The sequence below is a fragment of the Swaminathania salitolerans genome (genome assembly GCF_007988945.1).
GTDB classification, from domain to species: domain Bacteria; phylum Pseudomonadota; class Alphaproteobacteria; order Acetobacterales; family Acetobacteraceae; genus Swaminathania; species Swaminathania salitolerans.
Genome location: NZ_BJVC01000004.1, coordinates 48,686 through 61,311 on the forward strand (window position 1 = coordinate 48,686; position 12,626 = coordinate 61,311).

Below are 12,626 nucleotides of genomic sequence, written 5' to 3' on the forward strand. Positions count from 1 at the left end.
GGCGCCCTCCTTGCGCGCCCCCCTCCCGGCCTTCTCACCCGGGGGTTTTCGCAACCAGCGGATGACGAAAACCCCGGGAAGACAGAAGGCACGGGACAACGGACAGAAAGGGTCGGTATGCGCTTCTCGCGACATCTCGTCACGCTCACGGTACTCTCGCTTTTCGGCGCCCTGCCTCAGGGGCGAACCACAGCCCTCGCAGCCGTTGCGCCGCCCGGGCGGACGGACGGGCAATTACCGGGCCCGACGTGTGATAAAGAGATCGAGATCGACACGCGCGCCGCCGGGTCGCCCTTCGTTCACAGCTGGGAGAAAAGCTTCGGATCGGATCGCGCGGATATGGTCCTGACGGAAGGCTATCTCAGGAATGCCGACCGCGCGCGTGCAGCCACGGGTTTCGGTTATGTGCGGTTCCACGGGATTTTCGATGACAGCATGGGAATCGTGATACCGGACGGAACCGGTGGCGTGCGCTATAATTTCCGCAAGATCGATGCCGTCTATGACAGTCTCCTGCGCCATCATCTCCGGCCTTATGTCGAGCTTTCCTTCATGCCCAGCCTGCTCGGCAGCAATCCGCTTCGTCGCAATGGCGGTCTGGAACCGCTCACGAAAACCGGCGAGAACGAACCCGCAAGACCGGTCACCGATTTCAGCAAGGGAACGCTCTGGTATCGGGCCAATGTGACGCCCCCGGCACGCATGGCGGAATGGAACGCCCTCATCCATGCCTTCGTCACCCATCTCGAGACACGATACGGTCGGGAGGAAATCCGGCGCTGGCCGTTCGAGGTCTGGAACGAGCCGGATCAGGCGACATGGACGGGCACGCCGCGCATGGCCAGCTATTTCGCCCTGTATGACAATACGGCACGCACCATCAAGAGCGTCGATCCGGCCCTGAAGGTCGGCGGCCCCGCAACCGGGGCAATACACTGGGTCAGGGAATTCACCGACCATGTGGCCCGGGCGCATGTTCCCGCAGATTTCGTCTCGACCCATATCTATGCGAACGATCCGCCCGCTCTGCTTCGCCTCCCTTCCTCGCCCCGGAATACAGGCAATACCGTCTGCGATGCGACGCGCCACGCCCGGGAGATCGTCGATCGTTCCGCCCGCCCCGGCCTGCCGCTCTATATCTCCGAATTCGGTGCCGACTGGGACATTCACAACGGCAGCGCGGATCGTCCCTGGATCGCTCCCTGGCTGGCCGAGACGATCCGGGACTGCGACGGTCTCGCTCCCCTCATGTCCTACTGGACGTTTTCCGATGATTTCGAGGAGCAGGGCATCATGGAAAACGAGCTGCCCGGGGCCTATGGCCTGCTGAGCACGCATGGCATCCCCAAACCCGCTTTCAACGCTTTCGCCCTGCTTCACCGTCTGGGCACGCAGCGCCTGAAGACCCCCTCGAATGCCGATATTCTCGCAACGCGACGCAGGTCGGGCACACTCGCCCTGGCCTTGTGGAACCGTGACAACGCGCGAGAAAAGACGGTCGCCCTCAGGCTCGAGGGCGTGTCGGACACCACGCAGGCACGGATCGTGATTCTGGATCGCGATCATGGAACGGCCACTGCACGCTTCGACGCCATGGGGCGCCCCGACACCCCGACAGAGGCTCAGGCCCGAGCCCTGAGATCGGCAGCCCGTCTGCCGTCACCCCGGACCGCCCCCGAATGCAGGGCGGCGGATCGCTGCGTCGTGACCCTGCCACCGGAGAGCCTCGCCCTGCTTGAGATTCCCGCGCAGGGTTCTCGCCGGAACGTGTCCTCGCCTGACGCGACCGATCACTCCCGGGCCGATCACTCATAGGTTGCGGACAGACCGACGATCGCCGCGAAACCGGAGCCGATCTCATAGGTCGGCTGCGACCCGGCAAGCCGACTGCCGAACACGCCGCGCTGGGGTCTGGCCGCCGCCGTGTAGCCGTAAACAGACGAGAGATAATGCTGATCGGTCACGTTGATCAGGTTCAGCTGGAGAGAGGGCGCAACACGCCCGATCTTCGGCAGCCTCCGTCCGAGAGAGAGATCGGCCGTCATATAGGCGGGAATACCCTGATCGTTCATGAGCGTGGCGTATTGCGCATCGGAATAGCGGAAATTGAACGTTCCGAAATTGGCTCCGTCATCGTAACTCAGCCCGAAATTCGCTAGGAATCTGGGCGCGCCGGGCTCCTGCTTGCCTTTGGTCGGCAGATAGTCACCCTGATAGGCAATGTTGTTGCCGATCCTGCTTTTCATGAACTGGCCGGACGCATGCAGACTGAGCCCATGCCAGGGGCGCGTCCCCAGCTCGAGCTGCACACCGTCCGCCGACTGCCCGCCCGCATCGATCGCCTGTGAAATCAGGTTCGTCGTTCCGGGAACGTAGCTCGTACTCGTGATCTGGTGATGGGTCATGTTGTAGTGGAAATAGGCGAGATTGGCGATCAGGGCGCCGGAATAGCGATAGCCGATTTCCTCCCCGATCATGTATTCCGGCTCGTATGGGTCGAGCGGCCGGGATTGCGGCCTGCCCGTGAACACGGAATAGGTCGAGACCTGCGAGGACAGGGTATTGGGCATGCGATACCCTGTGGTCCCGTTGACATAGATCTGATGCGCGTCGGCGAAACGGTAGCTGAGCAGGATCTGGGGCACCGGGACGAAGACATTGCGCACGGATTTGTAGGGATCGGCTCCGGGCAGGTCCATCGTGTATTGTCGGCTGACCATGGCCGTTTTCAGCCCTGCATCCACGGTCAGCTTCCCGCCGAGAAGACTGATCCGGTCGTTGAGCGCGATGGCGTTGAGCTGTTGCATCGCATTCTGCGCGTCTTCGGTCAGGCGCCTTCCGCCGAAAACCGTCAGATATCCCGAAGACCGCGTCCATTGGCCCTGGGCGCTGAGCGGATAATAATAACGCTCCACCGCCTGGTTCGCATAGGAATACCAGTAGGAAACGCTGAGCGTATTGAAGGATTTCTGCCAGCGACCGACAAGGCTGAGACCCGATGAGATCGTGAACCAGGGATTGTTCACCACGGCCTGGATCCTCCGGGAGGAGGGCGGATAACCGTCGAGATGATCGTAGCGCTGCGTGCCCAGATACCCGTTCGATACGGGAACCGGCGTACCCCAGCTGTAAGGTCCGTTGAACCGGACCGAATAGGCGGTGGCGTCGAGCGAGAGACCATGAGCGAAGGCGAAATGGTTCTTGAGTGCACCGAAGACGGTGCCGGTATTGGATTTGTAGATCTGGTAATAGCCCGGCGACGTCGGATCGGTATTGGCCGTGTATCCTATGCCGTATTGCTGCCACTGCGCCTGGGTCGGATAGAGCCAGGATGTCTGGTCGGCCTTGGTGTAGCCGAAGACCAGCTCGGACTCGCTCTTGTGGCCCCATTGACGCGTCAGGGCAGCATCCATATGCCACCGGCTCACCGATCCGGGGCCACGCCAGAGATTGCCGCTGGAATACGAACCCGAGACGAAGCCGTAAACCTTGCTGTGTCCGATCTCTCCGGTATCGAAACGGACGAATTCCTTGTTCACGCTGCGCGTTCCGCCCGAGGCCTGACCAAAAAGCACCGGATGGGTCGCGGGCCGACGCAGGCTCATGCTGATCTGGGCTCCGACAGCATTATAGACCGGCGCATTCATATCGGACGATCCCTGCATGACCGAAATGGCCCCCATGTTCTCGGGATCGACCATGGACGTCGTATAGACGCTGTAGGTAAACGGATTGGCGGCAGGAATCCCCTCATAGATCACTCCGATCTCCGTCCGGTCCAGTCCGCGGATATGGAAGGATTCGAACGATGTCGTCAGAGGGCCCTGGCTCGAGGCGACGACGCCGGGCAGGTTGGCAATCAGCCCGGCAGGGGTAGACATGGGCGATTGCTTCGAGATGAAGTCCGAGGTCAGGGTGCTGACGGTCTTGGGCACGGTATGCACGACCATCATCCCTCCACCGGCCTGATGATGGCGTGCCGTGACCCGTACATGCTCGACCGGAGCCTTGTCGGCCGGACGCAGTGCCGGGGGAGGTTCGGAACCACGAGCGAGTGCAGAAGAAAGATACCCGAAAGCGAGTATCGTCGAAGAAAGAAAATATCTCATCGCAGAATCCGGCTGAACAGGAAAAACCCGGATTAGGCAGAAATATGCATTCCTTCTACCGATTCAGATAAATTTCATATCGGTGACAGTATAATATTCACGAACGACACATGAATATCATTTCGGTGTTTTTTTCTTTCCAACATCCCCTGCGAACATCATGCGCCGCATGACCCCGTCGCGTCGCACCAGACCGTGCCAGAGCGCCGCTCCCGCATGGAGTACGATCAGCGCGGCAAACATCCATCCGGACCAGCGATGCACGACCCCGAGCACGGGCTCGAACCGGATTGCGCCGGAGAGCGGCAGGAGCGGCCAGTCGAACAGGCCGAAAACGCCGATCGGCATGTCGGGATCGTCGATCGAGGCCAGAGCCCAGCCGGTCAGGGGGGACAGGATCTGGCAGACATAAAGTCCGCCATGAGTCCCCGATGCGAGCCGTGGGAGAAGCGACGGCACAGGCCCGGCATGGAAACAGGAGGACGGCAGGGCGGGAGGTCGATGGGTCAGGCGCCATGCGATGCGACATGCGACCAGAGCCAGAATCGTCACGCCCAGCGCCCTGTGGGTCAGGAAAACGGAAAACGACAGCTCGCCCGGAAGAGCGAGATGAACCATGGCGAGGCCGATGACGATCTGGGTCCCCACCAGGGCGGCGATGGCCCAGTGCAAGCCGATCGCCACAGCGGAATACCGCGCCATCGCGCTCACGGGACCCGTTCCGGCTCAGTGATGATCGACATCGTCGAAGAGCTTCGCAAAGCGCGCCTTGGCCGCACCGGGCTGGGAGACTGCCTTGAGCTTCGCCTCGTTATCGGCATTGTCCACCTCGACAAGCCCGACCATGCCCAGGAAATAATGGGGCAGGCATTTGTAGCCATACAGGCCGGGCTTCGTGAAAGTCACGTTCAGATCATGTCCGATCCGGCCGGAAAAACCCTGCGCGCCCTCCGGGATCATGCCCGGGATCGACTGGACGTTGTGCCCCGGATCGGCGGCGATGAAATGGACGGTATCGCCGGAATGGATATGGACGACGGCCGGGTCGAAACCGCGTCCGCCTTCTTTCGTGTGGCTGAGCATACGGACGTCCACCGTGGCGGCGTTGGCCGGAGATGCGGCCCCTGCAGCGACGAGAGACGCAAGAAAAAGGGAAGCGGAAAGCGCATGACGCATGATCGTGTGTCTCATGATGGGAGGCCCGCCTGCGTCCGGAAGAGGCAGGCGGGCCGGGTTTCGGGAGAGGATCAGTCGCGACGCAGGTCGAAACGATCGAGGGTCATGACCTTCGTCCAGGCCTTGGCGAAATCGTTGACGAACTTCTTCTGCCCGTCATCGGAGGCATAGACCTCGGCAACGGCGCGGAGTTCGGCATTCGCTCCGAAGATCAGATCGACCGAGGAGGCGCTCCAGCGCTTCTTGTCGGACTCGCGGTCGAAACCTTCATAGACCCCGGGCCGGGCAGAGGATTTCTGCCAGCGTGTCGACATGTCGAGCAGGTTGACGAAGAAGGCGTTGTCCAGCGTTCCCGGATGGGTCGTGAGCACGCCTTGCTGCGAGTGACCGCTATTCACGTCGAGAACACGCAGCCCACCGAGAAGCACCGTCATCTCAGGCACCGTCAGCTCGAGATTGCTCGCCCGATCGACAAGCATCTGGGTCGGCGATTTCTCGTCGGGCACCGAGCGGTAATAATTGCGGAAGGCATCCGCATCGAGCTCGAGCAGAGAGAAGGAAGCCTTGTCGGTCTGCGCGGCTGTGGCATCGACACGACCGGGCGCGAAAGGCAGGTCGAGTGTGACACCGGCCTTTCTGGCCGCCTGCTCGACCCCGACATTGCCGGCAAGCACGATGACATCGGCGAGCGAAACCTTCCGCCCCTGATGATCGCCCGCGTTGAAGCGCTTCTGGATCGCCTCGAGACGCGGCAGGACCTTGCGCAGTTCGGACGGATCGTTCACCGCCCAGTTGCTCTCAGGGGCAAGGCGGATCCGCGCCCCGTTGGCGCCGCCACGATGGTCGGATGTGCGGAAAGACGCAGCCGACGCCCAGGCCGTCTTGATCATCTCGCGTCCGGACAGCCCCGAACCGGCGATCATGTGCTTGAGGGTCTCGATATCCGCCTTGTTGACGGCAGCCCCCTGGGCGGCAGGCAGGGGATCCTGCCAGAGGAAATCGGCGGCCGGAACCTCGGATCCGAAATAGCGCGACTTCGGTCCCATGTCGCGATGGGTGAGCTTGAACCAGGCCCGGGCGAAGGCATCGGCGAACTGCTCGGGATGCTGCGCCCAGCGTGCGATGATGGCGTGATAGGCCGGATCGGTCTTCAGCGCGATATCGGTGGTGAACATCATCAGCGGATGCAGCTTGTTCGGGTCGCTCGCATCGGGAACGATGTTTTCGGCATCCTTCGGCTTCCACTGCACCGCGCCGGCCGGGCTCCTGGTCTTTACCCAGTCATGCCCGAGAAGATTGTCGAGATATTGCGAGGTGAAGTGGATCGGATCGGCCGACCAGGCGCCCTCCAGACCGCTCGTGATGGCATCCGTGGCCTTGAGCTTTCCCTTGACGCAATGATTCGCCCAGCCAAGCCCCTGCTGCTCGACCGGTGCACCGGCGGGTGCGGCACCGACGCATTTATCGGCGGGCGCGGCGCCATGCGACTTGCCGAAGGTATGGCCGCCTGCGATGAGTGCGACGGTTTCCTCGTCGTCCATCGCCATGCGTCCGAAGGCAAGCCGGATCATCTTGGCGGATTCGGCCGGATCAGGCACACCGTTCGGCCCTTCCGGATTGACGTAGATGAGCCCCTTGGTGGTCGAGGCGAGCGGCTTCTGCAGATGTCCGGCCGCATTGACGCGCGACGATTTTACCTGCGCATCGACGTTCGAGGTCATGAACCTGGTGCCCGGGCCCCAGTAGATGAGCTCCGATTCCCAGTCATCCGGACGACCTCCGGCAAAGCCGATCGTCTTGAATCCCATGGATTCGAGCGAGACGTTTCCGGTCAGGACCATCAGGTCGCCCCAGGAGAGGTTGCGACCATATTTCTTCTTGATCGGCCAGAGCAGACGACGCGCCTTGTCGAGACTTGCATTGTCAGGCCAGCTGTTGAGCTGCTCGAAACGCTGCTCGGCACCCTCTTCGCCGCCGCGGCCATCCATCGCACGATAGGTTCCGGCAGCGTGCCATGCCATACGGACGAAGAAAGGCGCATAGGTGCCGTAATCGGCAGGCCACCAGGGCTGGGACTGCGTCAGGATCTTGCGTATGTCGGCCTTGACGGCCTCGAGATCGAGCTTCTGGAAATCGCGCGTGTAATCGAAATCCGCGCCGTAAGGGTTGGATTCACTGTCATGCATCCGCAGCGGGGCAAGACTCAGGCGGGTCGGCCAGAAGAAATCGTTGGGTTTTTCGATACCATCGGCACGGGCGGCGTGCGGCGTGGCCGTAAGGGTCGTGGTCGCAATCAGTGCGGCCATACCGAATTTCAGAATTTTCATTTCCGGACTCCACAACAGGAAGCAGCGACCTCGAAACTCTATTGGCCACTACTGTTGCCCTCCTCCTAGATAGTCCCGACTTATTGCTCCAACCGTTTGTTTCTATATCTCTGACAGGAATTACCCCGTTGGAAACATGAGGACGAACGGTGTCGACAGACTCTCGGCGATATCCGCCCGCGCGGGGATCGCGTGACCGATCGTCACCGGTACGACCGCGGGAAAGAAAGGCTGGGAGAAACCCTGAAAAAAAACCGACTCATGAAACGGGAGCGCAAGCGCCAGAGACAGAGGCGCCAGAGACAGCGGCGCCAGAGGCAGCGGCGTGAGACACAGGGAGCGGAGACGACGGCCAGAAAGCACAGCCGGAGAGGGCGCCCGGAAAGCGAACCCGTTAACTGCGCCCGGAAACTGCGCCTTGGGACGGCAGCCGGGGACAGAAAGCCGGGGACAACGCAAGGCTACGTCACCGCCATTCGCGATCCATCCTGAGGCAGAACGTTACCAGCCGGGCTGTCCGATCAGGCGTGCGAACAAGTCCGGTGGCGTGTCGCGACGCAGGATGGCGGCCAGTTCGGCCCCCAGACCGGCCCCCTCTTCCGGCGCGCCGGACAGGGAGCGGCGCAGAACGAAACTGCCGTCTTCCGCCGCGATCAGACCGTGCAGGACGAGCTCACCCTTCACGATCCGGGCGAACCCGCCGACAGGCGTCCGGCACGACCCGTCCAGCCCTTCCAGCAATGCGCGCTCCGCCCTTGCCGCAAGCCGGCTTTCCCGGTCCTCGATAGCGGGCATCAGGGACAGGAGACCCGCATCGGACCGCCGCAAGGTGATTCCGATCATGCCCTGACCGCATGCAGGAAGCATGTCTTCGGGTTCGAAAATCACATCGGCACGCGCGCCCAGACCGAGGCGGTTCAGCCCGGCCAGAGCGAGAAACGTCGCATCGCAGGCCCCTGCCTCCAGCTTGGCCAGACGCGTCTGGACATTCCCCCTGATCAGACAGAATCGCAGATCGGGGCGCCGCGCCAGAAGCTGGGCCTGACGACGGATCGAGGCACACCCGATGACGGCGCCCGCAGGAAGGGCATCGAGCGGGTCGCCTCCCGGCCGCAGGGAGGCACGATCGCGCAAAACGAGCGCATCGCGCGGATCTTCCCGACGGAGGACGCATCCGAGAACCAGATCGTTCGGCAGGAAGGTTTCGAGATCCTTGAGACTATGCACCGCGAAATCGATTTCACCGGCCCGGAGCGCCTGATGGATCTCCTTGGAGAACAGGCCCTTGCCACCGATCTCGGCCAGCCGCCGGATCTGGTCGCGGTCGCCTTTGGTCGATATCCGCTGCTCGCGCAGGCCGCCGAAGAGCTCGAGAAAGGGAAAGCGCTCACCCAGCTGTGCCATGAAACTGCGCGTCTGGACCAGAGCCAGAGGAGAGGCGCGCGTGCCGATACGCAGCGTCTGTCCGAAAAGCGGGTGCCCCAGCACGTCGGGTGACAGCGTGGTCGCGCCATGCAGATCGTGTATCGGGGATCGGGCGGGCGATATCGTCATGGGTACGGGGATAACGCCGCGGCACTCTGCGGTATAACTGATAATTCCGTGCTCAGTTAACGGTTATCCCTGTCTCCGTTCCCGTCGCGTCTCCTCCCCGGGCGTCAAGGGCGGTCGAATCCCGGCAAGACCGGGGATCTGAGAGGGACAAGGGGGAAACGAGAGCGGAACGACACGCTCAGGCGAGAGCCTCGTGCAATCTGTCATGCCGGTTGCTGCGCGCGCGATTGCGCAGGGCTCTCTCGAGATGGACCAGATGATCGCGGGTGATGCGAAGCGCGGCGTCCCGATCGCCTCGATCCATCGCCTCGATGAGAGCCGCATGATCGTGACAGGATTGCTGGGCGTCCTCATCGGACTGGTAGAGGGCCGCGATCAGGACCGTGCGCGCCGTCAGGTTCTCCAGAATCGTCGCGATGACCGAGTTGCCGAGCACGTCGGCGATATGAACGTGAAAATGGCCGAGCAGATAGGATCGCCTGGCGAGATCCTGCCCCGCGAGAGCATTTTCCTGTGCCACGAGATGTCGGCGCAACCGGAGGATCGCCGTCCGGTCGACCCGCTCATGATCCATGATCAGCCCCGTCTCGACGGCGCGCCTCGCCTCGATCACCTCGCGCGCTTCCGGCACGCTCGGCTCGATGACGAACCAGCCGCGTCTCGGCGTTACATCCACGAGGCCCTTGCTGCTCAGTCGGATCATGGCCTCACGGACCAGCGTGCGCGAGACGCCGAAAATCTCGCAGAGTTCCTTCTCGCCGAAACGTTCACCGGGCGAGATCCGGCCCGAGAGCACCGCGCGGATGATCTTCTCCTCGATGACGAGGCCGCTCGCGCGCTCCGGTTCTGGTCTGGTGATGTCCATGACGTTTTTATGCGCCTCCCCGGGAGGCGCTGCAAGACGAAGGATCCTGCCCGCCTCGCATCGCGACCCTGTAATTTATTAACGAAACGGTTCATTTCGTTATGGCATGGAAACAGCAGGTATTCTAAGTAGTATACAAGATCGTCCATCAGGAGCCGCCCCACGGCCTCCTGCCTATGCCGGGAACCTCCGATGTCGCGTCAGCCGAAACGCTTTTTCCTGAATTCCTGCAGCCGCCCCACCCTCCTGGCCTCGATGACGCTTGGCATTACCGTCGTGCTCTCGCTCGCCGGGTCCGGCGGCGGGGCTCATGCCCAGGGCACGACAACGGGCATGCACCACCCGACCCCTCATCGTCAGACCGTACGCCCGCGTCATGTTTCCTCCGGCGCGCACAAGCCGATACCGGCCGGGGGTGAGACCGTTCAGGTCTCGGCGAGACGGGGCGTGACCAGCGCCGGCCAGCACAACGCACATTCCGAGACCGTTCTCTCTCGCCAGGAGTTGCAGAACCGGAACGTTCGGCAGATGACCGATATCGTCCGTGTCGCTCCCAATCTCACGATTCAGCCGAGCTTCGGCAGTGCGGCGCTCAATTTCGCGCTCCGCGGCGTCGGGCTGATGGATTTCACCCAGAACAACACGCCCTCGGTCATGCCCTATGTCGACGGGGTCGCCTATCCGGTCAGCATCATGACGACGGGCATATTGTTCGACATGGACGATGTCTCGGTCGCACCGGGTGCCTCTGGCTTTACGCACGGTCAGTCGACGACGGGCGGAGAAATCAATTTCCATACCGGAGACCCGACGGAACGTTTCCATACCGGACTGACCGAGGATATCGCCAGTTACGGCCGCAACCGGGTCGAGGGCTTCGTATCGGGGCCGCTCTCGCGCAGCGTTTCCTATCGCATTGCGGGGCAATCCCTCACCGGTGGCGGATTCCAGCACAATGCGCAGGGAACCGGCTATGGCAACAGCAATATCGGCGCGCTGCGCGGCAAGCTGCGCTGGCAGATCGACGAGACCTCTCGCCTCGATATCGGCGGTCACTGGACCACCGATCAGTCCGAATCGTCATCCGGGCATAATCTGTACAACTCCTACGGCGTGCCCGTCACCGGCGATATCTACCAGACAGCCTGGGGGCTCGATCCGCGTTTCGCGAAGATCATCGGAATCGATCCCGGCAATGCCAAACCGCGCGAGGACAATCTCTTCTGGGGCGCGAATATCCGTTATACCAAGACGTTCTCCTGGGCGCGCCTGTGGTCGCAGAGCGCCTATGAGATGGTCGACGAGCACGAGCTGACCAATCAGACCAACTCGGTCAGATCCTTCGGCAACATGTTCCGCAACAACCAGACCAATGTCTTTTCGCAGGAAGTGAAGCTGGAATCGCGCGATCCCAAAGCGCGCTTTCACTGGGAGACCGGTCTTTATTACAGTCGCGCGCGCATGGCCCAGAGCTTCTGGTACGACAGTTCGGATCGCCCCGGCACCACGCCCCTGAACGAGACCAGCTACCGGCAGAACCAGCAGAATTTCAACCAGTACGTTCAGCTCAGCTACCGCATCCTGCCGAAACTGACCCTGATCGGCGCGATCAATCATGAATCAGACGACCGGCAGATGCTCAATCTGACGAGCACCAATGTCAATCTCGATACAGGGCTTGCCTACGGGCAGACGAATTTCGGCAATTCCGGCGCCCTGACGAACCAGTTCGGCGGCAGGGTCGGTGCGCAGTACCAGTTTACGCCCAATGTCATGGGCTATGCGATCTTCTCGAAGGGATTCAAGCCCGGAGGCTTCTCGGCCAATATCACGCAGAACGCCAATCAGCTCCGCCCCTTCAAGCCGGAATCGGTCCTGACCTATGAAGGCGGGTTCAAATCGATGCTTTTCGATCGCCGCCTGCGTTTCAATGCGGCGGGATTCTATTACGATTATCGCGACCAGCAGATTCTCGGGAGCATCCTCGTGCCTCCCTACGGCGTTCTCGGCGGTTATGTGAACGCGCCGCGCTCCTACATCTACGGCGCGGAATTCGACATGGAAGCGCATCCCTTCCACGGTCTCGTCCTGACACAGAATTTCGGTTACCAGAATGGCGTCTTCACCCAGTTCCAGAGCCTGAACAGAAGCGCCACGACGGCGCAATTCGCCAATACGGGCCGATGGTCGCCAATCTATACCAACTATAACGGCTACAATATGGGGCTCGCCAATCTGACGCTCTCCGGTGCTGCGGTCTATAGCTGGCACGTTTTTCGCGATTACCGCATGACCTTCGACGTCGATTACAATTATCGTGGCGCCCAGACCCAGCCCCAGCATATCGGCGATGGCGGGATCTATCGTGCGCCAGCCTATTTCCTGGTCAATTCCTTCCTGACCTTTGCCGCGCCAAGACAGCACTGGGCGCTGACGGTCTACGGACAGAATCTCGCCGATCGCCGCTACTGGCTGTCGGGCGGCACACAGGCGACCTTCTATGGCGTCATTCCGGGTTTGCCCCGTTTCGTCGGCGCAAAGATCAACGTAACCTACTGACCGCCATCCGAAACGTCGCCCTGCCAGACACAGCCA

The 12,626-nt window shown here is 61.8% G+C and carries 8 protein-coding genes; 2 read left to right on the forward strand and 6 right to left on the reverse strand.

Going from position 1 to position 12,626, the window contains the following annotated elements; genetic code table 11:
- Positions 1-117 precede the first annotated feature (117 nt).
- Positions 118-1,815, forward strand: a complete 1,698-nt coding sequence (locus SSA02_RS09040; protein WP_147093751.1) for a GH39 family glycosyl hydrolase — start codon at positions 118-120, stop codon at positions 1,813-1,815.
- Here the strand turns inward: SSA02_RS09040 and SSA02_RS09045 are convergent.
- From SSA02_RS09045 to SSA02_RS09070, 6 genes are all read right to left on the reverse strand, one after another.
- Complete coding sequence (locus SSA02_RS09045) at positions 1,806-4,109, reverse strand: TonB-dependent receptor (RefSeq protein WP_147093752.1); 2,304 nt, start codon at positions 4,107-4,109, stop codon at positions 1,806-1,808. The genes SSA02_RS09040 and SSA02_RS09045 overlap by 10 nt on opposite strands.
- A 117-nt stretch (positions 4,110-4,226) precedes the next feature.
- Positions 4,227-4,811 carry a cytochrome b gene (locus SSA02_RS09050; RefSeq protein ID WP_147093933.1) on the reverse strand — a complete coding sequence of 195 codons (585 nt, stop codon included), beginning with the start codon at positions 4,809-4,811 and terminating at the stop codon, positions 4,227-4,229.
- 24 nt (positions 4,812-4,835) lie between these two features.
- Complete coding sequence (locus tag SSA02_RS09055) at positions 4,836-5,300, reverse strand: pseudoazurin (RefSeq protein WP_246103792.1); 465 nt, start codon at positions 5,298-5,300, stop codon at positions 4,836-4,838.
- A gap of 56 nt (positions 5,301-5,356) precedes the next feature.
- A complete protein-coding gene (gene katG, locus SSA02_RS09060) occupies positions 5,357-7,591 on the reverse strand; it encodes a catalase/peroxidase HPI (RefSeq protein WP_246103831.1) in 2,235 nt (744 codons plus the stop codon).
- Between the two features lie 522 nt (positions 7,592-8,113).
- Positions 8,114-9,166: a hydroxymethylbilane synthase gene (hemC, locus tag SSA02_RS09065; protein WP_147093754.1), complete on the reverse strand. Its 1,053-nt coding sequence runs from the start codon at positions 9,164-9,166 to the stop codon at positions 8,114-8,116.
- 178 nt (positions 9,167-9,344) lie between these two features.
- Complete coding sequence (locus SSA02_RS09070; protein WP_147093755.1) at positions 9,345-10,031, reverse strand: GntR family transcriptional regulator; 687 nt, start codon at positions 10,029-10,031, stop codon at positions 9,345-9,347.
- Positions 10,032-10,223: 192 nt separating this feature from the next.
- On the opposite strand from SSA02_RS09070, the gene SSA02_RS09075 reads away from it, so the two are divergent.
- Positions 10,224-12,590, forward strand: coding sequence for a TonB-dependent receptor (locus SSA02_RS09075; protein WP_246103793.1), 2,367 nt, complete (start codon positions 10,224-10,226; stop codon positions 12,588-12,590).
- Positions 12,591-12,626 lie beyond the last annotated feature (36 nt).

Bases quoted from the DNA above. Each gene is read 5' to 3' on its own strand.
- SSA02_RS09040 (WP_147093751.1), top strand. From the start codon at position 118: ATGCGCTTCTCGCGACATCTCGTCACGCTCACGGTACTCTCGCTTTTC.
- SSA02_RS09045 (WP_147093752.1), bottom strand. From the start codon at position 4,109: ATGAGATATTTTCTTTCTTCGACGATACTCGCTTTCGGGTATCTTTCT.
- SSA02_RS09050 (WP_147093933.1), bottom strand. From the start codon at position 4,811: ATGGCGCGGTATTCCGCTGTGGCGATCGGCTTGCACTGGGCCATCGCC.
- SSA02_RS09055 (WP_246103792.1), bottom strand. From the start codon at position 5,300: ATGAGACACACGATCATGCGTCATGCGCTTTCCGCTTCCCTTTTTCTT.
- katG (WP_246103831.1), bottom strand. From the start codon at position 7,591: ATGGCCGCACTGATTGCGACCACGACCCTTACGGCCACGCCGCACGCC.
- hemC (WP_147093754.1), bottom strand. From the start codon at position 9,166: ATGACGATATCGCCCGCCCGATCCCCGATACACGATCTGCATGGCGCG.
- SSA02_RS09070 (WP_147093755.1), bottom strand. From the start codon at position 10,031: ATGGACATCACCAGACCAGAACCGGAGCGCGCGAGCGGCCTCGTCATC.
- SSA02_RS09075 (WP_246103793.1), top strand. From the start codon at position 10,224: ATGTCGCGTCAGCCGAAACGCTTTTTCCTGAATTCCTGCAGCCGCCCC.